We start from the raw sequence: 22,546 nt of genomic DNA on the forward strand, positions 1-22,546 counted from the left end.
TTTGCCAAGATAGATTGGAGCAATCTGAAAGACGGTGTCTGGCCGCGCCGTGCCTGACACCTCTGACTCGATGTGCCGAGCAAGAGACGCTTGCGTTTTCGCTATTAACGCGTCGCGCTAAATGAGTTCGGCGATGCGAACAATGATCAATGCTGCTGGAACGAGCACCGCCTGCGCACACAGTGTCCCGAGAACGCGTGCGCCCGCGAGAGTTGTAATGGCCCGCCGGAAGCTGTTTTCCGAAACGCGACCGTCAATTACGTCGTCCGTCATCACTGAAACTTGCGGATCGATGACGACCGCCAGTACTACGGTCGCGAAGCCATTTATAACTGATGAGAGATTCGCGCATGTAACTCGCAAATCTGGCTTCATGTATCCAGCATAAAGCGATGCGAAAACGCCGACCGTCCAGATCGCCATCGCGATAACGTTCAGTCCTATGACTTTCCAGGAAACGCCTGCGCCAGATGCCAATTGGGTGACGTTGTGCCGGGACGGGAGCCGCGCTCCAATCCGAATGTAGCTGACACCCCCGCGACTGAAGATATGAAGTAGTAGGCGAGGGACCGAGCGATTTGCTTGAAAGTGATCGACAGCGCGGCTGAAATAACGCTGGAAGGTGGGAATTAGAAAAGCACCGACAGTGCTTGCCACCGTTGCGGTCAACAGGAAAAGCCGAAAGTCACCGAGCAAGCCATGCTCCATGTGATGAGCGATATCCAGCTCAACCCGCTTCGCTATGAATGGTCCCTGGAAGGAATTTGCCGTTCGGGAAACTAAGGCGATGATCCCGAATAAAGAGAATGACACGGCGATTCGGCGCGTGCGAACACCCGCAATCCTTACGGCATACGCAAGCGTCGCGATCACATGGATTACGAAGGTAAGCCCGCATATGATCAAAAGCTGAGTGTCCATGTTGTCGCCGCGAAGTTGACACGAACCGTAGTCTACCGGAGCACTCTTCCGGCCGATTGACGATCCTGGCTCAATGACCGTGACCGTCGTTGGCCGCCCCAGGAAGCTCGCCGTCGGTCCGCCCCGCCCCCCACCCGCCCTCGCCCCCCCGTCGCCAACAGCGCCTCAAGTTCTCCTTTTATTTGCCGTAGTTCGTGAAGGTAGACCTGAAACCGTGGTTCGGCTCGGGTCGTACCGAGATGTCGCAGCAGGCGTTCCGATTCGTGCAACACCCTTCCATCCTTCACGGAAACATGATTTCGTCACTCCGAACCCGCATCCTGATCATTTCCTCCGCCACCGTAATCGGAGCGCTCGCGCTCTCGGGCGCCGCGGCCTACACCACGGTACGCGCCAACACGATGGAGACCATCGCGCAGAACCTGAGCGCCGTGGCCGGCGCCAATGCGCTGGCCATCGACAAGTGGGTGGCAGCCAAAGCGCAGGCCGTGAAGGTCACCGCCGAGGAAGTCGAGCACGGGGATCCGCAAGGTTTCGTCAAGCATATGAGTGCCGCGGACGGCTTTCCGATCACCACAGTCGGGTGGACCGACAAGACCTATTTCTCGACCAGCAGCACCACACCCAAGGACTACGACCCGACCGCGCGCCCCTGGTACAAGGCGGCCGTCGCGGCCGGCACACTGATTGTCACGAAGCCGTACGGTGACGCGTCGACGGGTGTGCCCTATGTGTCGTTTTCCGCGCCGATGATCCGTAACGGCGAAGCGACCGGGGCGTTGAGCGGCGCCGTACCGCTCGACGGCGTGCGCGAAGTGGTCGCCGCCGTGCACCCGACGCCCTCGAGCCTCGCCTTCGTGGTGACGCGCGACGGCCAGGTTATCGCACATCCGGATGCCAAGTTGATTCTCAAGCAGGCAACCAACATCTCCGCGGCACTCACGCCGGACGCGCTGGCGTCGCTCGCGCAAGCCGGTGCGCCGATGGAAGTCGATCTGGGCGGGGGCGCGAAGCTGCTCAAAGCGCAGCCGGTGCACGGTACTGACTGGTATCTGGTGATCGCACTAGACAAGGCGGAGGCAACGGCAGGTCTGGCCAACGTCCTGCAAGCGCTGGGTGTGGCGATGGTGCTGCTGACGCTGGCCGCGGTGGGCATCGCCGCGTTCTTCACCTCGCATTCGTTCCGCAGCCTCTCGCAGGTGCGTGATGCCATGGATACCATCGGCTCGGGCAGTGGCGATCTTACGCATCGCCTGCCGGTGGTCGGCCGCGACGAAGTGGCGCAGATTTCCGCGTCGTTCAACGCGTTTGTCGACAAGATCGGCACGGTGCTACTGGACGTGCGTGCCGGCGTGGAGAACATGAAAACCGCGACCAGCGAAATCGAAATGGGCAACCGCGATCTGTCGCAGCGCACGGAAACGTCCGCCTGCAATCTGCAGAACACGTCGGCGGCCCTCACGCAGTTGACCGCCAGCGTCAGGCAGTCGGCCGAATCCGCGATGGAGGCCACGCGGCTGGCCACCTCGGCGAGCCAGGCGGCGGCGCGCGGCGGCGAAGTCGTGACAAGCGCGGTCACTACGATGGACGATATCGCCAGGTCCTCGGCGCGCATTACCGAAATCATCGGCGTGATCGACAGCATCGCGTTTCAGACCAACATCCTCGCCCTCAACGCGGCAGTCGAAGCGGCACGGGCTGGCGAGAACGGCCGTGGATTCGCCGTGGTGGCGGGAGAAGTGCGTACGCTGGCGCAGCGGTGCGCCACCGCCGCGCGCGAGATCAAGGACCTGATTCAGGCCTCCGAGACCAGCGTCAGCACGGGCGCACAGCGAGTCCAGGCAGCCGGCGCAGCGATGCAGGAAATCGTCGCGGGAATCGATCGTGTCAATCGCGTTATTGGCGAAATCGACGGCGCGATGCGCGAGCAGAGCGCGGGCATCAGCCAGATCGACCAAAGTGTCGCCGAGATGGATCAGGCGACACAGCAAAACGCCGCTCTCGTGGAGCAATCGACCGCCGCGTCGGCGACGCTGAATGAGCAGGCGCACGGCCTGTCGGGCATTGTGGCGCTGTTCCAGTTGCGCCACGCCGATGCACGCGCGTAATGCGCATTGGGCGAACCCTCATATCGTCAACGTTCACGGTCGCCAACCGTAGGTCGGGGGGGTAAGGCGACGGTCCCTGGTTGGGACAGCGGCCATTCAACACTCGGTGAGGGGTGCACCAGTTCGCCACTAGCTACGCTTGTGGCGCGTAGACGCGCTCCATCTTCAATGCCGGCCCTTCTGTATCACATGGTGAATGCAACTGTGTTGGTAAGAGCAAAGGCACTGTACATGTCAAACGAAGGGCCTCGCCTTCAGAATCTTCGATAGACGTATCGGGCCTGGAGTCAGGTTGACTCACGGTGGAGGCGCCACCAACAGGCGATGGCGCACCGATCGATGCGGCTTGATAGTTACCCGACGAAGCTCGTCGCCCATCGCCAACTCCACGAGGACAGCACTGTGACCATGACTATCGCTGGATACGAAATTTCGACTGATGCAGCGCGCCTCGACCACGAAATGATTTTCAGGTTTCTGTCGGAAGATTCGTATTGGGCCGCTGGCATACCTCGAGAGGTCGTCGAAAAGTCGATCGCTAATTCGCTGTGCTTCGGCGTCTATCATGCGGCGGTGCAGGTCGGCCTGGCTCGCGTCGTCACTGACAGGGCAACGTTCGCACTCGTCGCCGATGTGTTCATTCTGGCGGAGCACCGGGGCAAAGGTTTGTCGAAATGGCTGATGCACGAAGTGATGCAACACCCGGATCTTTCTGGCCTTCGTCGTCTTCTGCTGCTGACATCGGACGCGCATTCCCTCTATGCGCAGTTCGGCTTTACCGAACTCGGGAACGTATGGCGTTTCATGGAGGTTTTGCGACCGAACGTCTACAAGCCATCTTGACGCATGCCGGTCACTTCACGCCTGCCTCGTCAATCGACGCGTGCCTCGACGATAGCATCCGCCACGCCACGCGCACGATTCACGTTCACTGATCGTGGCCGAACCCGGGCCGACGTCGACCGGCCCGAGTCGACCCGGAGCCGCCGACAAGATTTTATTGGTCACAATGACCGCTTCCGGTGTTCAACCGCCGCTTGGGTCCGCGGGTCATCGGCCACTACAATCTTCATCCCGACAGCATTCATAATCGTTCGCGCGTGGCCGCACTCGCTCAGTTTCGCGTGTCACAAGAAGCTACTTCACTGTAAAGACTTCTTCACGTCCGTCCAGTCGTCTGTGATTTTCTTTTTATTCGCGTCGGAATCAGCGGTTCCAACTGCTTCATAAAGCGCGCTATACCTAAGCATGGCGGCCCATAGTGCCTTCAGTTGATCTGCCGGCGGCTGATTTCCAAGCGCAATCGACTGCAGCGTATTAATCTGCTTGCTCAGCCGCTCTCCTGGATCGGGCATTTGTAAGTCCATGGAAGTGTCAAAGGCGTCTGCTGTGTCCAATGCCGACTGCAGAGCTGGGGCCAAGGCGGCCATCGCTGAATCGAGGCACCGGACACCTGCCGGCGTGGTCTTGTTCGCATGTAGAGCAGCGGTGGCTACCCTGCATTGCGCTGTCCCAAGGACTGATTGAACAGATTTCCAGTGCGGAGAGCTGGGGTCCAGAAGATACCGTGCCGCAGTCGCGGCTCTACCCGAGGCGCGCGTTTGTGACAGTTTATATTCGCGATCCAGGTAAACCTCGGTCTTTGCCAAATTGTCCTCTAATAACTGTACGTTGCTCGGGTTGGAGAAGTAATCGCGAACGGCAGCGTTACGCCTTTCGATGTCGACGTTGTTCAAGGCGTTCGTCACGACCGGCTTTGCGATTGACCAAACCGTGTCGACCAAGCTGACCGCAGCCGGAATCGCGGCCAAGGCAAATTCTTTTCCGATATACGAGCGCGTGACGTAGGGGTCTCCTTGAGTTACTTGATTCAGACATTTCTTGCCTTCGTCACCCGCCGTCCAGTCGTCAAAAGTTGTCGGAACCGGTAGTGTTTTGACAGAAATGCTGTAGTCGGTCCCCAACGCCTTCAAGAGTGTCGATGCTTGAGGAGACGAGGCGCCGAGCGCGCTTTCGAGAGATCCCGCGGCGCTTGCTACTGCGCCGACATAAAGCACTCTGGAGGACACTCTTTCAACGGAATATCGCGGCAAACATAAGTACGTATCGACATTGAGCGTCGCGAGCCCTTGCCTGAATGTTGCATCGGTCCAGCCGTTGGTCTCCGCGGTATTTCTAACAACCGCGGCGATCAGGTCACTCCTGACTGACCGTGGATAAGGCGTCAATTGATACTTCTGGACGTCCGCGGCGAAGGTTGCAACATCTTTGCTGAACGCGACCGTCGGCGGCGCAAGCGCTTCCGGCGGAACATACCCCCCAGTTCCGCATCCTCCGATAGTGGTTGCCAAAGCAAGAGGAACAACGGACTTTGCATTTACGTACGAGATTATGGGCACCTTCCTATCTCCTTCGCGATTGCGTTGTTGGACTTGCACAGACTCTTGATCACCGTTGAAATTTCAATGGAGCAATTGAACTGTTTCGGCAGTCCGCCGCCGAGATGAATCGCAAGAACCTTGAGGGTCGTAATGTCGATCAACGGACCTCCCGAAGCTCCCTCGTCACTACTGCAACCGTGCTGGAATCCATTTGGACACAACTCCGGATATGAAATATCTCTAGCGCCATAGCGGTGATACACCTTGCAGTCCTTGCCGGTGGATCGTCCCTTGCCGGCGTGCGGTCCGAATGCGCCGTTCCAATGCTGAAGCAGGTCCATCAAAGTTCCCTCCGCCGGAGGACCGTTATCTGCGAGTGTGAGGGATCGACCACCAGGGTCGTCGCTCATGCTGAATAGCGCGTAGTCCAGATCTTCGGGCGCGAACGGCGCGGAAGGATCGGCTTTGCCATCTTTCTGCCCTGTTGCGATCGGCATTGCCCAATAAGGCGGGCCGCCCTCCTCAGCCATATAGTCCAGCGGCTGAATCCGCCAGCGGGCCACATCGTCACGTTCATCCGAACGCGCGACACAATGGGCGGCTGACATCCAGAGTGTGCTCTGAACACGAAACGCGGTGCAGACGCCTAAGATGGCACCGCTTGAGGAAAGCATCTCGAGTCGCCCGAACGACGGGCCAAGCGCCCTAATCGTGCCGTCCACGTCCCCATCGAACATGTCGATCCTTCCGTTGTTGATCATCTGCTGTTGACTCATTTGCGAAAAGTGGACGAGCGCGACCACGGATAACTTGAGGTTCTTTTGCTGCGAACTCGCTGTGATGCGGCTGCCAGGCATGGCGGGTAGATCGAGCAAAATTTCGCGCGATGAGGGCACTCCTATCAGCGAAGCCTTGATATTGGCCCGGTTGAAATTGCGAGTGTGGCCCATCCCGTCGTCGAGACTGAAATTCCAGTCATCAGGAATTGGATCCGCGCTCGTCAAGCTTGCGCGAAAGTAACCGCCGTTGAATTTATCGCTGATTATCAGCGGTTGTGTGAACAGGTCATCGACAGATTCGGGATCGACCACGGGAGGCGTCTGCGCCGAGGAAGGCGCAATGTGGCCTACCATGAGCGCGACGGCCGAAAGAAGTGCGCACCAGTAGTGACGGCGGATCCGGATCATTGGCATGTCGTCCTTGTCGGCTGTCCGAGCTTGGCCAGCACTGAGATCATTTTCGGGCGCGGACCAACCTTGCAATACTCAGCACGCCAGGGTGAATCCTTACCAGTAATCCCTGCGATCTCTTTGGGTCGGATTCCTTTTACGAAATGCGTCCAAAGATGAGCTGGCGGAGCAACGATCTCTTCTATCCCGTTGAGATCGATGGGCACGAAGCCAGCTTGAGAAGTGGTATCCCACATATATAGGCAGGCTGGCCGAGCCTGACCGGAAGCGTCTCCGGACAGGGGGCCGCTAGTTCTGCCATCCTCCGTGCAAAATCCCGGGAAGGCGACTTGCGATCCCACGCCGAGGCGGACCGCAGGATACACGTCAACGAATCGCTCCGTTCCTGCATCGTTCGATTTTAGATAATAGATGTCGAACAATAACTCGCCGTGGGGCCCGACCGAAGTTGATCTTTTAATTCGAAGAACATCCCGGAAATCCAGGGCTCTTTCATTATGAAAATCACCATTCGCTGTGACCGTCTGATATGCCAGCACGCCACGTTCATATTTGTCCAAGCCGTATTGAACGGGATTGCCTTGCGGTTCGACGTTCTTGTCTGCGTCGGTCCACGGGTAAGGCAAAACAACTGCAGACTGGATCTTGAGATTTCCGTCGGCACCGTTGCTTCTGAAATAGACCGTCGCCCTCCCCTCCGGGCCCGTCTCTTCGTCCGTGATGCCACGCAGCGCGCGACCCGCGTTGAGTTCGCCAAACGCAACGTCCGAACGGTTGATCGAACCGTCTGGCCTGACGAACGGATCGGCCGTCGCAAGCAGGCGCCACACAGGTGCCGCCGCGTATTGACTGTACCTTTCCGGACCAATCTCCATCATTCGCGCAAGGACAAGCGCGACCATCGGGGCAGCGAAAGACGACCCGTCTTCATTGTGGAATCCTGAGCTGGACTGATTTGAGTTCGGCGTCGCAGCGGTACCATTCACCACGACCGGCTGTGAAGCGCAAGGCGACCAGACCGGAATAGACTTGCCGGGTGCTGCAATCTTCACGGTGGATCCGCCTAGCGCAACGAGCTCAGGGGAGAGCAGCGACGCCTTTCTGGGAGCATCGGTACTAATTTCTGAAGGTGCGACCACCAGAACCCTAGAGTTTCTCCCCAGACAGCTTGGCCAATACTTCTTATCGCAATCCCCCTTGTAGTTATAGCTCCCCGTCACATACCAAGGTTGACTGTCATACCGAGCTGGGGGACTTCCGTCCCGACTCTGGTGCGCAGACATGACGAGCAGCCTCGACTCGCTCGAATCCAACATGTGCAGGGCTGAGTCCATATCAATCGCTTCCTCGTCGGCAAACGGGTCGCTAAACACCACGACTCCGACTACCGGATGGCCGTCGCCGTAGTTCGGGGACAACCACCATTTCTGGCCGTCATCGAATTCCGAATCGCCAATAAAATGGCGATCGGTCAGGATGAAACCCTTGACCGTGCCCGGACTGACCCCTCCTGTCGCGCTCGAGCCTTGGCTAAATAGCGCCTCACTTGTCCTCGGGAAAAGGACGCTCGCGGCTCCATCCACGTGCCAGTCCGTGGCTGGGCCAAACTTGCAACCGGAAGATGTCGCAGATCGCACGCCTGTCTCAAACGTATTCACCCAGTCTTCAAGCTGCATCGAGCGATCATCCTTGATCTGATCGAAGAGCAGAAACGCGGGTGAATTGTCTTTCTCGGCCAGCTCGACGTCCGTCGGGGCAGTGCCAGCCGATTTCCACAATTCGGAAGCAGTTCGGGCTGGATTCGTTTGAGAGACCGAAACCAGCGCGGACACCTCCGAGACTGCGTTGGATTCCGTACGAGTGATATTGACAAGCAATGCGACGGATCCGTGAGGTGGCGGCGTTCGACCGAAAATAGCGTTCTCGACGGGGCCTTGCAACCTCTCGGCGATTTGGGCAACGGAAATACGGGGCATCTTGGTGAGGGCCCGAATCTTGTAACCGGTCTGTGAGACATAGAAGACCGGCGCCGCACCAGGTAACTGGGGACTCACTCTAACAGTGCATTCGGCTTCTGGAATGAACGTGACATTCGGGTTGCAGAGGACTTTCCTATATTTTTCTGTTATCTGGTACACGCCTTGCGCGTCGGCCCGGTAGACCTGATTGGCACTCCTGTTGGTTATTTCGCTAAGAGTTAAGCGTTGTTGATATCGAAAGCTCGTAACTTGTACCGCGGGGAACGCATCAATGCCCTTGAGTTTCACGTCCCCCGCAAACGCCTTTTCGAACTTTCTAATCTCGGGTGCCTCGGTGCGCGGCGGCCAGACTGCAGCACACCGAGCCAGGTCGAATGTTCTGCCGCTGATGTCCGACCGCGCAACCGACTCGCAATCAGTATCGGCTTGCTGGCCGGAACGCCGCAATGTGGCAAACGTTTCGGAGCGAGCCAGTTGGGACAATTGAATCAGAGACTCCGCCAGTCCCGGCGCGGCATTTCGATTTGTAATCGAAATCGTCAGATAACCGTCACTATTGACCAAGTGACCTGGCTTTCCTGCCGTTGAAGATTGACCGTTCGCGAGACCACTACTGTTATCATCGCCCGCGACTTGTGACGGGCAGCCTGCCTGCACGTTGCGCTGCAACGTGGGCATTTCACCTTCCTGACCACCCTGCACAGCCACAACAACTTTGCTGCCTCCCTCTGAAACGTCAACAGTCGCCACACCACCATCACCTCCAGCGGTTGGCCCGGTGGGAGGGCAGACCACCTGAACTGCCGCTGAAGAGGGTGAATACTCTCTGTAGTCGGGAATAGACCGTATCCCACCTTTTTGACCCGTCAGATCGACACTCAATTGTGACCCGGAGACGCGGCTCGCGCGCAGAACCAACGTACCCGCATCCCTTCCGTCGCTGTTGACCGCGGCCGGGGAATCGAACGCCCGCACCGCCGCACCCTCTCCAACCGTGATCTCCTGGGCCTTAAGCAGAAGGTTGTAACCGTTCGTCACGATCTCTGCGCCTGGAGCGAGCACAAGCTTTTTCGCCGCGATTACTTCGTCTTTGCTCAGCGAAACCTGGCCTCTAACAACCTGCTGGTCTTGCGGAAAGGCACTTGAAGATATCAGTGCGATTACCAACATCACGAACAGGCGATTGAACATGGCGCGTCCCCCGCTTCGTTTGCGACTTGAAGAACTTTGTTATTAAAAGGATGAGTACTTCTCGCGCGAACTCATTCGCGATCATACGGACGTGCCGTCCATTTCAGCGGCAAGGATCAATTAAGCGCCTAAAGGAAGCTCGACAATCTTACGATTCTGACGTTAATTGCGTGTGGTTGATGCATACCCAACGTGCTTAGCTGTCGCAAGGTCATGCCCATTTGATATTAGTCGATCAACTTTCGATCACCAATACCCACTTGTTCGATCAGTTGAATTTAACCTTCTGCGACCATCTCTGATAATTCTAGGTTAATTCAGACGTTGGTTCTGTACCTTTCGTTTATCTGCGTTGGCTAGCACACGTATCATCAGACTTAGTTTCTAAACGATCGTTTTTTGGCCGAAAATTCAGCAACCGAGTTCTTCCACCGCAAAGAATCTAAAATGTGACCGCATCTTCTTCGATTTACCGGCGTGCCTATTGCCGCCAAAAAAATACTTCGCGATTATTTCACATACCTTTCGATATATGTGGGGCCGCACGTACAGACGCAGAAGTTTTGAGAACGCTCATCTTATCTAACCCTTCGAATTTTTCAGCGAGCATCGACTGCTTCCACGTGCTGAGCCGCCATCTGAGCCTCCGGAAAATTGTGACGACGAATGACTCATCATGGCCGACTACAACCTGTCCGCAAGCAAACTCCCCGGAACTCCGCGAAGAACCGCAAAATAGCCTCAGGCAATTTCACCTAGCGGTGAACGACGCAGAAGTACGGCGACGGGACAGAAACCCGTTCGAACGCTCAGCGGTTCATCGACACCACTGCCAACCCATCCAAAAGCGCCTTATGAAACGCCTGCGGATCCTGCATCTGTGGCGCATGACCGAGGTCGGGGAATTCAACCAAGGTTGCGTGCGGAATCGCTTTCGCGGCAGCCTTGCCCAGTTCCGGATAATGGCCAATCTGCGCGCGCACCTCCGGCGGCGCGGCATCCTTGCCGATCGCCGTAGTGTCCTTCTGCCCAATCAGCAGCAGCGTCGGCATCTGCAGCTCACCCAGCTCATACACAACCGGTTGCGTATAGATCATGTCGTAAAGCAGCGCCGAATTCCAAGCCACGATCTGCTTGCCCGGCCCCCGATACATACCCGCCAGCATCTGCACCCACGGCTCATAGTCGGCGCGCCAATGGCCCGCATAGTAGGTAGCCAGTTCATAGCGGCGAATGCTGTCGGCGGTAGTCTTCAACTCCCGCTCATACCATTGATCAACGGAAAGCGAGGGCACCCCTTTCGCCTTCCAGTCCTCGAGCCCGATCGGATTAACCAGCACCAGTTGCTGCGTATCCTGCGGATACATCAACGCGTAGCGGATCGCCAGCATGCCGCCGGTCGAATGGCCGATCAGCGTGGCGCGCTGCACTCCGATCGAAGCCAGCAGCGCATGCGTATTGCGCGCCAGTTGCTGGAAGCTGTACTGATAGTGCTTGGGCTTGCTCGATTTGCAAAAGCCGATCTGATCCGGGGCAATCACCCGGTAGCCCGCCTGGCTCAGGCGCTGGATAGTCGGCTCCCAGGTAGCGGCGCAAAAATTCTTGCCGTGCAGCAAGACTGCCGTGCGGCCGTTCGCATGCTCGGGCCTGACATCCATATAGGCCATGTGCAAAGCCACGCCTTGCGAGGTGAAGTCGAACTGTTCGACCGGCGCCGGATAGTCGAAACCTTGCAGTTCGGGTCCGTAGGCGGGACCGTCGTTGCCGGCCGCCGTGCTCGCCGCCGCGAGATTGCTGTCCGCGCTATCGCTCGCGGCGAACGCCGTGTGGGACGCAACGGAGATAACCAGCGCACAAGCGCTCGCGAGGGCTAACAGGTTGTGGCGGCTGAAATTCATAGGCGTTAGGGTCCGGCGTATCCGGGTTCAGCGAGGCAGTGTCCACGGGCGGACCAAGCGGCTCGAGCGGAGCGCAGCGCAGCCGCCGCGCAATCGAGCGGCCGATTTTACGTTTCCCATCCGAATCCTGCTGCGAGCCCGGCACGCGTGCCCCCTATCCTCCTATTGCGCCGCACCATTCGCCACGCTATGCGCCGTTCCGTACGGACGCCTGAACGGCAGGCTGCGATCTTGCGCAGGACACCGACAGGTTGGGCATCCACATAATCCAGACTATTCGCAGGCCGCAAATCGGTGCTAGAAATAGCAAACAATTGTCAACGGCAGCGCGACAGAAGCGAATATCTGGACCAGAATCGATAAGAAAAAAAGCCAGCATCATCCGGGGTACGAGATCGGCAACCAAGTTGCATGGAACCGGGGCAAGCGCTAAAGCGCCCACTCCGCTCGACAATGGAGACAAAGCATGGAAACTCCGGCAAGCCTCAACGATCTGCAACGCGCCACCCTGGCAATCGTCCTCGCGGGCGGACGCGGCACGCGGCTCGGCCCGCTGACCAACAAGCGCGTCAAACCGGCCGTGCACTTCGGCGGCAAGTACCGCATCATCGACTTCGCGCTGTCCAATTGCCTGAATTCGGGCATCCGGCGGATCGCAGTCGTCACGCAGTACAAGGCGCACTCGCTGATCCGGCATGTGCAGCGCGGCTGGGGTTTCCTGCGCGGCGAGTTCAACGAATTCATCGACCTGTGGCCTGCGCAGCAGCGCGTGGAAGGCGGACACTGGTATCGCGGCACGGCGGACGCGGTGTTCCAGAACCTCGACATCATCCGTTCGATCCGGCCGAAATACGTCGTCGTGCTGGCCGGCGACCACATCTACAAGATGGACTACACGCGGATGATCCGCGACCACGTCGGCAGCGGCGCGGACTGCACGGTCGGCTGTATCGAGGTGCCGCGCATGGACGCGGTGGCGTTCGGCGTCATGCATGTGGACGAAAACCGCCGCGTGACCGGCTTCGTCGAAAAGCCGGCCGACCCGCCCGCCATGCCGGGGCGGCCCGATACGGCGCTCGCCAGCATGGGCATCTACGTGTTCAACGCGGACTACCTGTACACGCTGCTGGAAGAGAACATCAGCAGCGCCGAAACCGATCACGACTTCGGCAAGGACATCCTGCCGCGTGTGGTCACGCAAGGTCATGCGATCGCGCATCCATTCAGCATGTCATGCGTGTCGTCGGACCCGAAGGTCGAGCCGTACTGGCGCGATGTCGGCACCATCGACGCGTACTGGTCCGCCAATCTCGATCTGGCCTCGACCATCCCGACGCTCGACCTCTACGACCCCGACTGGCCGATCTGGACGCAACAGCAGCAGTTGCCCCCCGCCAAGTTCGTGCGCGACATGAACGGGCTGCAAGGCTCGGCCACCAACCTGATCGTCTGCGGCGGCTGCGTGATCTCCGGGTCGCAGATTTCGCGCTCGGTGCTGTCGTCGAATGTGGTGGTGAATTCTTTCTGTAACATCAATGAGGCAGTCTTGTTGCCGCAGGTCACCGTCGGCGCCAGTTGCCGTTTGCGCCGGGTGGTGATCGACCGCGGCTGCACGATCCCCGACGGCACGGTGATCGGCGAAGACCCGGCGCTCGACGCTGAACGCTTCTACCGCACCGACAGCGGCGTGGTGCTGGTGACGCCGGACGCGCTCAGGGGCAAGCCAGCGGACCAGTAGAACGGCGACCTGCAAACCCGAGCTCACGCTCAGCACAACCGGAAAATTGCCCATGACGATTCGCGCCCTGCACGTCGCAAGCGAGCTGTATCCCCTCCTGAAAACAGGCGGTCTTGCCGATGTGGCGGGCGCCCTTCCCCCGGCACTGATCGAGCGTGGTGCGGATGTGCGGGTTCTGCTGCCGGGCTTTCCGGCGGTCGTGGCGGGCCTCACCGACCTGCGCCCGGTCGCCCGCCTGGGGCGCCGCTTCGACGCGCCGCAGGTGACGCTGGAACAGGGCACGCTGCCGGCCAACGGTCTGGTGGTCTACGTGATCCGCGCCGACTCGCTCTACGACCGGCCAGGCAACCCCTATCTCGACGCGGAGCACGTGCCGTACGGTGACAACGCGCAACGTTTCGCGCTGCTCGGCTGGACGGCCGCGCAACTCGCGCAGCAGCTCGATCCGGCCTGGGCGCCGCAGATCGTCCATGCGCACGACTGGCATGCGGGCCTCGCTCCGGCCTATCTGAAAGCGGCCGAGCGCCAGCATGGCCGGGCTGTCGCACGCAGCGTCTTCACGGTGCACAACCTCGCCTATCAGGGCATTTTCCCGGCTCACCAGTTCGGTCAACTGGCGCTGCCGGCCGACTTCTTCGGCATGCACGGTATCGAGTTCTACGGCCAGTTGTCGTTTCTCAAAGCGGGCCTGTACTACAGCGACCGCATCACCACGGTGAGCCCCACCTACGCCCGTGAAATCCAGACGCTCGCCCAGGGCGGCGGGCTCGACGGCATGCTGCGCGCCCGCTCGCACGACCTCTCCGGGATTCTGAACGGCGTCGACTACTCGGTGTGGAACCCGTCGACCGACGGCCTGATCGCCGAGCACTACACCTCGACCCTGCTGTCCGGCAAGCACGCCTGCAAAGCCGCCCTGCAGAAACGCTTCGGCCTCGCAAGCAAGAGCGATGCGCTGCTGTTCGGCGTGGTGAGCCGCCTCACCGAGCAGAAAGGCCTCGACCTGCTGCTCGCCGCGCTGCCGGAGATCGTCAAGCGTGGCGGCCAACTGGTCGTGTTCGGCACCGGCGATCCCGCGCTCGAAAACGGCTTGCAACGGGTGGCCCATGCGCATCCCGAGTCGGTGGCGGTCGAACTCGGTTTCGACGAGGCGCTCGCGCACGCCATCATCGCCGGCAGCGACGTGGTCGCCGTACCGTCGCGCTTCGAGCCGTGCGGACTCACGCAACTCTATGCACTCGCCTATGGGTCGCTGCCGCTCGTGCACCGCGTGGGCGGGCTGGCGGACACCGTGGTCGACGCGTCGCTGGAAAATCTCGCCGACGATCTGGCCACCGGCTTCGCGTTCGAGCGCTTCGAACCTGAGGCGCTCGGCGCCGCGATCCGTCGCGCCTTCGCGCTCTATGCGCGGCATGGCGAATGGAAGGCGACCCAACGGCGCGCGATGCACCAGGACTTCGGCTGGGGCGCCTCGGCGGAACGCTATCTTGCGCTATACCGCGAATTGACCTGAGGCAGACGCCGGCCGGCGAGCCCTGCCCGGCGCCTGCTCCCCTCCTCTGCCGCCGCTCGGCGGCGGACCGCCACACGTGCCGACGCGTGCCAGTCAGGCGCGCAATGATGGCTCGGCGCAACACCACGGGGCCGGATCAAGCCAGCCGCGCGAAAACTCATGTATTGTTTATTGCACACCGAATCCGGCCGCAAGCGAACCTAGGCGCTGACGCACCTTGGGTCGCAAACGGTCAAGAACGGCGCCCCTTCCATCGCGCCGGCAAACCGATCATGAAAAACGTCCTGAGCATCCAGTCACATGTCGTCTTCGGACACGCGGGCAATAGCGCCGCGGTGTTCCCGATGTGCCGTCTCGGCGTCAACGTCTGGCCGCTCAATACCGTGCAGTTCTCGAATCACACGCAATACGGCCACTGGACCGGCAGCGCCATCGACGCTTCGCAGATGCAGGACCTCGTGGAGGGGATCGGCGCGATCGGCGTGCTGCCGCGCTGCGATGCCGTGCTCTCGGGCTATCTGGGCACACCCGAGCAGGCCCAGGCGGTGATCGAAATCGTCAAGGCCGTCAAGGCGGCCAATCCGCGCGCCTGGTACTTCTGCGATCCGGTGATGGGCACCACCACCGGCTACAAGGTCGAACCGGGCATCCAAGAGTTTCTCGTGCGCACCATGCCCGAGGTGAGCGACGGCATGGCGCCGAATCACAGCGAATTGCAGCGGCTGGTAGGCCGCGAGATCGATACGGTCGAAGAAGCCGTGGAAGCTTGCCGCGAGGTGCTCAGCCGTGGCCCGAAGATCGTGCTGGTCAAGCATCTGCTCGACCGCAACAGTCTCGCGGACCGCTTCAACATGCTGGTGGTCACTGCGAGCGAAGCGTGGATGGTCCAGCGCCCGCTCTATCCGTTTGCGCGGCAGCCGGTCGGGGTGGGCGATCTGACGAGCGCGGTGTTCGTCGCCCGCACATTGCTCGGCGACCCGGTCCGGGTAGCCTTCGAACATACGCTCGCTGCGGTGAACGCGGTGGTGAAGGCCACCTGGCAGGCGGGCCGCTATGAACTGGAACTGATCGCCGCGCAGGACGAAATCGCCCAGCCGCGCGAGTGGTTCGATGCGTGGACCGTCGAGACGGTGTGATGCCTTGCTTGACGGCCTTGTTTGGCAGACTTGCTTGCTAGCCTCGCCTGACAGCCTTGCTTGACAAGCTTATCTGACGGCCCTATCCGACAGCCTTATTTGACGGCGCCAGCTCCACCGCTGCCGCCACTCGCAGCCAACGGCGCCGTGCCCGGAAAATCATGACCAGCGATCACCGCCAGCACCCCGGCACGCGTCAAACCGGCCGCATCCGCAATCGTCGGCACCACGCTCACCACCCCCGCTACGCCTAGCGCGAGGGCAACAAGCGAAAACCACACTCCCTTCATCGTATTTCTCCAGACAAGTCCAAACAAAAAGCCGCCCCGCAAACCAGCCGTCCTGCACCGGGCGTCGCGGCCCGCGAGTCTAACAACCGGCGCGCCGCGGCGCATCCCCCCTGGACGGAACACACTATTGCAGCGCCGCGCTGCAATCCGCGCGCAATCCCGCCGCGAACCGCACGCGCGCGCGATTGTCAGCGGCTCGTCCTATAATGCGTGCCGCGTGGTGCACGCAGTCCTTTTCAAGCACCCGCTACAGGCAAACGAGGCACAGATGGACGGTCAGATCCGCAGCGAGCGGGAAGAATATTTCGAGGAGTTGTGCATCAGCGTCGATGCCGACGAAACGCACGAACAGGAAGCCATCGAGTACTTCGAGAACCAGTTCGGCGAGGCGGATTTCGACCCGGCGCAATGGCTCGATATCGCGCTCTACTACTCGCCCGCGGTGGCGCGCGGCATCATCGATCTGGTGACGGCCGACGACAAGGCCCGCAGCAATATCGCCGAAGTGATCGCGGACAATCTCGACATCTCGTACGGCGAAGACGAGTGCCAGCAGTTCGCACAGACCCTCCAGTTCGCGCTCGCCAACGGCGTGCCGGTCGATCTCGACCTGGTGCTCGACGGCTGCCAGCGCGCCATCGACGATCTCGAAACCTGGGCCGACGACGAAACCAAAGAACCGCTCGTGCGCCTGCGCGAAGAAGTGCTGCGATTGCAGGGCGAGCAGTAAACGGGCAGTAACACGGGGCCGTCAGCGCCAAGCGGCGCCGCCGCTCCCGCACCGCCCTCCCTTCCGCTCAACCGGCGGTCTCGCGCCGGACCTCTCACGTGTGCCGGCATCGGCACGCGCCATTCGCCTGACACCCGCCTGTCGCCCGCCCGCTTCGGCGGCTATGCCGAAATTCTCATCCAAAGCGCCGTGAACTGCCAAGACGCTCGCAAATTGGCTTTCTATATTCGCGCCATGCCGATGGGCAAACGCAAGAAGCCGCGCACGTGACCAGGGCTTGCCCGCAGCGCCCGCTTCCCGGTGTTTTCCATCATTGTTCCCGGCGTACGATCCTTCGTACCCTCACTCACTTCGGCCCCATTTAAAGGAGACCACGCCGCACGCATCGAGCCGCCCTTGACATTTCATTGCAAAGCCTGAGCCCCAACGCCTGCGTCTTCGTATTCGCGTCGACCGCGCGGGGCGCTGCTTCAGCGTGACATGACAGCCCTACCCGGCCGCCCTGGCCGGCTGCACCCTTAGCGATTTTCGATTTTCATAACTGAACCTGTCGAAGCAAGGAGAGACCATGAGTTTTCGCAATACGCTGAAACCCCTCGCTGTGATGTTGGGCGCGATCTTCGCAGTCGCGCCGCTGTCCGGCTTTGCGGACGACTTGCCGGTGAAGATCGGCTTCGCGGCGCCGTTGACGGGCGTCAATGCGGGCTACGGCAAGGACCTCGAAAACGGCGCGCTGCTCGCCATCGAGGAAGCCAACGCGCAAAAGATCAAGGTGGGCGACCAGGTCGCCAACTTCCAGCTCGTCTCGGAGGACGATCAGGCCGACCCGCGCGTCGGCGTGCAGGCGGCGCAGAAACTGGTGGACGCCAACGTCTCGGTGGTGGTGGGCCACTTCAATTCGGGCACGACGATTCCGGCTTCGCAGATCTATGAAACGGCCGGCACGCCGGTGATCGACCCGGCCGCCACCAATCCGATCATTACCGGGCGCGGCTTTGCCAACACCTTCATGGTGATCTCCACCGACGCGCAGAACGCCGGCAATGCGGGCGTCTACGCGGTCGAGGTCACCAAGGCCAAGCGCATCGCGATCTTCGACGACCGCACCGCCTTCGGCCAGGGCGAGGCCGACGAGTTCGAGAAGGCCGTGAAGGCGCACGGCGGCAACATCGTCGCGCACGAGTACACCAACAACCAGGCCGTCGACTTCAGCACCCAGCTCACCGCGATCAAGGCGGCCAACGCCGATCTGATCTTCTTCGGCGGGCTCGACACCCAGGCCGCCGGCGTCATCAAGCGCATGAAGCAGCTCGGCATCACCGCGCAACTGGTGGGCGGCGGCGGCGTGATGGATCCGGAGTTCATCAAGCTGGCGGGCGACGCAGCCGACGGCGCGATGGCATGGGAATACGGCCGGCCGCTCGCGCAGTTGCCGGGCGGCAAGGACTTCTCGGCGAAGTTCAAGAAGCGCTTTGGCGTCGACATCCTCTCGTATGCGCCGTTCGGCTACGACGCGGCGTGGGCGGCAATCAAGGCGATGCAGCAGGCCAAGTCGTCGTCGCCCGCGGTGTATCGCCCGGTGCTGAAGGCGATCAGCTTCGAAGGCGTGACCGGTCCGATTGCCTTCGAATCGAACGGTTCGCTGAAGAACGCCGGCTCCACGCTCTACCAGGTCAAGGGCGGCACGTGGGTGCCGATCGTGACCAAGGGCGGCGGCAGCTAAGCCGTAGGTCTGCGCGCACATCTGAGCATCTGAGCGCCTGACCGGCTGAACCCTTCGGCAAGCGGCGTGTCTCACAGGCTTGCCCCCGCGGGCCATGTGGGTTTCGTGCATGACGGCGAGACCCGCATGGCCCGCGACACGTCTAGAACCGGCAGACTGATGCCGCCGCTTGCCCGAATGCAATGGATTACATCGAACACCTTAACAGCTCACTTTTCCTGATTGTCAACGCAAGCCTGCCGGCGCGCCCGGCACTCGTCACCATGGCGATGTTCTTCGCCGAATACCTGATCTGGGTCATTCCCTGCGGACTCGTCGCCGCGTGGCTAGCCGGCCGCGGCCCGTGGCGGCGTGCGGCGTTTCGCGCGGCGCTGACCGCCTTGCTGGCCTGTCTCATCAGCTACGCAATCGGCGTGGTGTGGCCACATCCGCGACCCTTCGTCCTCGGCATCGGCACCAACCTGCTCCAGCATGCGCCCGATGCCTCGTTTCCGAGCGACCATCTGACGCTCTGGTGGGCGGTCGCCTTCAGTCTGCTGTTGCCCGCGCATCGCCGGCATGGCTTGCCGCAGATTCGCGTCACAGGCCTCGTACTGGCGCTGCTCGGCCTGCCGATGGCGTGGGCGCGCATCTATCTCGGCGTGCACTACCCTCTCGACATGCTCGGCGCCGTGCTGGTCGCGCTGATCGCCGCGAGCGGCGTCGCACTTTGCGAAGGACGCGTATTCGATACGCTGTTCGGCGCGAGCGTGCGACTGTACCGGTTCGCCTTCGCGCCGTTGATCCGGCTCGGCTGCGCGAAACGGTAAACCGGCGGTGTCGCGCGCACGACCATCTGCGACGAGGCATCGCGCTCGATCCTCACGAGCGACGCCTGCACTTCGTTGAACTCATCGGCCGAGCAGACCTGATGGCCGAAATCGGCGTGCAAGCGGCGCGTGATCTGCAGCACGCGCGTTGCCGGATCGAACACATAGTGCGAGGCGTAATCGAAGAAGCGGTCCTGCACGCTCGCATCGACCGGCAGATCGGTCACGCGCACGGTGGCGGACAAGCTGATCTGTGAAGTCTCCTCGAAGTCGCCGCCCACGCAGACCCACGGCTGGGTACGCTGCGGCTCGGCCAGCCACGACTGCACCTGGCTTGCAATCCCTCCCGCGAAACTCGATAGCGCCGGCAAGGCGGTGGTGCCGTCAGTCCACGTGAAGTGTTGCAGCGTGCCCAGCATCGTGGTGGTGAACGGCCCCACGGTGGTCGCAACGTCACTGGTGCGCAAATGCGCGGTGCCGTGCAAGCCGGTTTGCAGCAGCCGGCTCGCGGCAATCGCCTGGGCGCGCTGCCGGGTGGCGCGGCGGAACACGTTGCGCTCCAGTTCGGCCGTGGCCCCCGCGTCTTCGACCCGGTACGCGTACGAAGCCGCCCCGCTCTCATCGACGTCGATCTGCAAGCGCACCGAGCGCGCGCGCGGCTGCACGGCCGGCGTGCGCGACATGACGCCGTCGTCGACCAGCAGCACCGGCCGGTCCATCACGACGAGCGGCAGATAACCGAACGCGATGCCGCCCGCGGTGGTGTCGGCGTACAGCGAGAATTGCGGAATCCAGACGATCGCGTGATTGATGGCGCTTTCGCCGTAGCCCGGCACGTCCGGCAGGTTGTAGTACGGGCCGAGGTTGAGCAGCACCGCTTCGCTGCGAATCCCGAGCGCCGCCAGCAGCGCGCCATAGAGCGCGACCTGATCCTTGCAGTCGCCATAGCGGTTGCGCAGGATGTCGATCGCCCTATGCGGCACCGCCGCCGTCTCGCCGAGAAACAGCGCCACGTAGCGCACATTCAGGCGCACCCAGTCGTACAGGGTGCGTGCTTTGTCGCGCGGATCGGAGGTTCCCGCCGTCAGCGACTGCGCGAGCTGCACGATGGCCGGATCGTTCACGGTGGGATCGACTGCCGGGGCCTTGTAGCGCGCGGCGAAGGTCGCATAGTCCGGCACCGTCGAGACCATCAGCCGGTCGCCCCACGTCTCATAGCCCACCGCACCTGATTCGAGCGGCGCATACGGGCCGTGCCGGTAGTCGAACTCGTAACGCGTGCGGCCGTTCTCCGTCACCGGCGGCAGCGCCGCGTAACCGCGTGCATCCGCGTACAGCGGCACGTCGGCGGGCAGATCGAAGATCAGCCGCTGCAGTTCGACCGGATCGCGGGTCGGCTCGACGAGGTACGCGAACGTGCCCGCCTGCAGCGCTCGGGTGCGGGTCTTGCGAAACGCCAGATGGATCCGCGAGCCCGGCTCCACGCCCGGGAAGATCACCGTGCGCAAGACGCCGTCCTCGAAGGTCGGCGCGCCGGCCGAGCGCGGCTCCTGCACGTCGCGAATGCCGTCCGCGCCGACCGGATGCACGGTGCCGTCCGCGTCGATGGTCTCGGCGGCGAGCAGTTGCACCTGCTCGATATCCTTGTTGAACCAGACGTAGCGCTGCGCGATGTCGTCGACACCGCTCGTCGTGTTCGCACGCAGTACGGTGTCGTCGTGTTCCTCGACCGATCCGTCCTTCTGGATCACGAAGTAATGCACGTCGCGTTCGATGGTGGACGGGGCGAGGTCGTCGCCCGACGGCCGGGGGTCTGCGTTGCCGTCCGCCCTGGCCACCGAGGACGCCGACGCCACGCAGGCGCCGCAGATCGCCCATGCCATGGCGGCACACCAGCGCCGTGCGAAGCGCCTCATATTGCACGCGCCTTGACTGACGCACGCCGACTGCGTGCGCCACGGGTTCTCCATGCGCGCGGACTTACATCGAACTCCTGACGAAAAGCGTAATTGAAATTCGACAGATCGTTGAAGCCGCATTCCAGCGCGATATCGACGATTTTGGCCGTGTCGTCCGCCACCCGCAGGGCGGCCGCGCGCAAACGCGCGCGCAGCAGGTATTGATGCGGCGTCACGCCCGTGACGCGCTGGAAGGTACGCAGAAAATAGAACTCGCTCAGGCCAGCAGCGCGGGCAAGACTGCCCAGGGTATGAGGCGCCTCCGGAGACGCATCGATCAGCCAAACGGTCTGCGCGACGCGTGACGCAGCAGCGGTGCCGGCGTCGGCAGCCGGCCGGGTGAGCGCGCCGGCTGCCTGCAGCGTGGCGGCAGCCAGGTCGATAGCGAGTTCGTGCCAGGAAGCGTCATCTGGCCCGCAGGGTTGGACCAGACCCGCACAAGCCCTAGCGATCAGCGGCGCCAGCAAGCGCAACGGCGGAATCCGCGCATGCTGGAATCTCAGGTCGCCGCCGCTCATGCCCGCATCGGCCGCCAGCCGCTCGAAATACGCCGGCGCGTAATGAAACGACAGGCAACGATCGCCGGCGCCGTGCCGGTGGCCGCACTCGAAGCACATGCCGGTCTCGCCGAGCATCAGCGCGCCGGGCGTCAGCAAGGCCTGCCCGGCGGCGCAGCGATAACCGAACGCGCCGGCCACCACCATCGCGATGCACGTGCCGCCGTGCTGCTCCTCGAACGGCCGGTCGCGCGGGCCGTGCGTGCACAGGACGTCGGCGACCGACCAGCCGTCGCCCTCGGCCAGCGGGCGCGCAACGATGCGGCCAGGCGTGCCTTCGAACGTGCGCTGCGCGAGCGCCTGCTGCAACTGCGCGGCAATTTTCCCCAAGATCGCACCTCGTCCGCTCCGGTATTGTGGTTGTAGCACATCGGCGCGCGACCCGGTTTGCCGCAGCGCCGCTATGTGCCGCTCGACGATTGTT

15 protein-coding genes and 1 pseudogene are annotated in these 22,546 nt (G+C 61.7%); 8 read left to right on the forward strand and 8 right to left on the reverse strand.

The genetic code is table 11. The annotated features are described in order from the left end of the window. Positions 1-117: 117 nt before the first annotated feature. A complete protein-coding gene (locus tag AC1ECK_RS22215) occupies positions 118-921 on the reverse strand; it encodes a lipid II flippase Amj family protein (RefSeq protein ID WP_480322763.1) in 804 nt (267 codons plus the stop codon). A gap of 293 nt (positions 922-1,214) precedes the next feature. On the opposite strand from AC1ECK_RS22215, the gene AC1ECK_RS22220 reads away from it, so the two are divergent. Together AC1ECK_RS22220 and AC1ECK_RS22225 are read left to right on the forward strand one after the other, a co-directional pair. Next, positions 1,215-3,029 carry a methyl-accepting chemotaxis protein gene (locus tag AC1ECK_RS22220; protein WP_480322765.1) on the forward strand — a complete coding sequence of 605 codons (1,815 nt, stop codon included), beginning with the start codon at positions 1,215-1,217 and terminating at the stop codon, positions 3,027-3,029. A 408-nt stretch (positions 3,030-3,437) separates the two neighbouring features. Continuing rightward, on the forward strand, positions 3,438-3,872 hold the full coding sequence (locus AC1ECK_RS22225) for a GNAT family N-acetyltransferase (protein ID WP_480323046.1): 435 nt from the start codon (positions 3,438-3,440) through the stop codon (positions 3,870-3,872). Positions 3,873-4,171: 299 nt separating this feature from the next. Here the strand turns inward: AC1ECK_RS22225 and AC1ECK_RS22230 are convergent, their stop codons facing one another. The 4 genes from AC1ECK_RS22230 to AC1ECK_RS22245 form a co-directional block, all read right to left on the reverse strand. Next, positions 4,172-5,428, reverse strand: a complete 1,257-nt coding sequence (locus AC1ECK_RS22230; protein WP_480322767.1) for a hypothetical protein — start codon at positions 5,426-5,428, stop codon at positions 4,172-4,174. After that, the gene (locus AC1ECK_RS22235; protein WP_480322770.1) at positions 5,419-6,597 is read right to left on the reverse strand and encodes a trypsin-like serine peptidase; all 1,179 of its coding nucleotides are present in this window, start codon (positions 6,595-6,597) and stop codon (positions 5,419-5,421) included. Before AC1ECK_RS22235 ends, AC1ECK_RS22230 begins: the two co-directional genes overlap by 10 nt. Continuing rightward, on the reverse strand, positions 6,594-9,770 hold the full coding sequence (locus tag AC1ECK_RS22240) for a S8 family serine peptidase (protein WP_480322772.1): 3,177 nt from the start codon (positions 9,768-9,770) through the stop codon (positions 6,594-6,596). Before AC1ECK_RS22240 ends, AC1ECK_RS22235 begins: the two co-directional genes overlap by 4 nt. Before the next feature lie 809 nt (positions 9,771-10,579). Then, entirely contained in the window at positions 10,580-11,668 is a 1,089-nt protein-coding gene (locus AC1ECK_RS22245; RefSeq protein ID WP_480322774.1) for an alpha/beta fold hydrolase, read from the reverse strand. A gap of 466 nt (positions 11,669-12,134) precedes the next feature. On the opposite strand from AC1ECK_RS22245, the gene glgC reads away from it, so the two are divergent. The 3 genes from glgC to pdxY all read left to right on the forward strand — a co-directional run bounded on the left by glgC (position 12,135) and on the right by pdxY (position 16,055). Next, a complete protein-coding gene (glgC, locus tag AC1ECK_RS22250; protein WP_480322776.1) occupies positions 12,135-13,406 on the forward strand; it encodes a glucose-1-phosphate adenylyltransferase in 1,272 nt (423 codons plus the stop codon). Positions 13,407-13,458: 52 nt separating this feature from the next. Next, positions 13,459-14,919: a glycogen synthase GlgA gene (gene glgA / locus AC1ECK_RS22255; protein WP_480322778.1), complete on the forward strand. Its 1,461-nt coding sequence runs from the start codon at positions 13,459-13,461 to the stop codon at positions 14,917-14,919. Positions 14,920-15,191: 272 nt separating this feature from the next. Beyond that, complete coding sequence (gene pdxY, locus AC1ECK_RS22260) at positions 15,192-16,055, forward strand: pyridoxal kinase PdxY (RefSeq protein ID WP_480322780.1); 864 nt, start codon at positions 15,192-15,194, stop codon at positions 16,053-16,055. Between the two features lie 95 nt (positions 16,056-16,150). On the opposite strand, the gene AC1ECK_RS22265 is transcribed toward pdxY, so the two are convergent. Then, positions 16,151-16,345 carry a hypothetical protein gene (locus AC1ECK_RS22265; protein WP_480322782.1) on the reverse strand — a complete coding sequence of 65 codons (195 nt, stop codon included), beginning with the start codon at positions 16,343-16,345 and terminating at the stop codon, positions 16,151-16,153. Between the two features lie 268 nt (positions 16,346-16,613). On the opposite strand from AC1ECK_RS22265, the gene AC1ECK_RS22270 reads away from it, so the two are divergent. The 3 genes and pseudogenes from AC1ECK_RS22270 to AC1ECK_RS22280 form a co-directional block, all read left to right on the forward strand. Beyond that, a complete protein-coding gene (locus tag AC1ECK_RS22270; protein WP_480322784.1) occupies positions 16,614-17,075 on the forward strand; it encodes a hypothetical protein in 462 nt (153 codons plus the stop codon). A 568-nt stretch (positions 17,076-17,643) separates the two neighbouring features. Then, positions 17,644-18,798 (forward strand): branched-chain amino acid ABC transporter substrate-binding protein, encoded by a 1,155-nt coding sequence (locus AC1ECK_RS22275; RefSeq protein WP_480322786.1) that lies wholly within the window; start codon positions 17,644-17,646, stop codon positions 18,796-18,798. Positions 18,799-19,067: 269 nt separating this feature from the next. Beyond that, positions 19,068-19,451 (forward strand): annotated as a pseudogene (locus tag AC1ECK_RS22280) (undecaprenyl-diphosphatase); the annotation flags it as partial. Here the strand turns inward: AC1ECK_RS22280 and AC1ECK_RS22285 are convergent. Continuing rightward, on the reverse strand, positions 19,445-21,490 hold the full coding sequence (locus tag AC1ECK_RS22285; RefSeq protein ID WP_480322788.1) for a DUF3857 domain-containing transglutaminase family protein: 2,046 nt from the start codon (positions 21,488-21,490) through the stop codon (positions 19,445-19,447). The pseudogene AC1ECK_RS22280 and the gene AC1ECK_RS22285 overlap by 7 nt on opposite strands. A gap of 29 nt (positions 21,491-21,519) precedes the next feature. After that, the gene (locus tag AC1ECK_RS22290; RefSeq protein ID WP_480322790.1) at positions 21,520-22,452 is read right to left on the reverse strand and encodes a helix-turn-helix transcriptional regulator; all 933 of its coding nucleotides are present in this window, start codon (positions 22,450-22,452) and stop codon (positions 21,520-21,522) included. Between the last annotated feature and the right edge of the window lie 94 nt (positions 22,453-22,546).

The sequence above is a fragment of the Paraburkholderia sp. SSBN10T genome, from assembly GCF_056619545.1.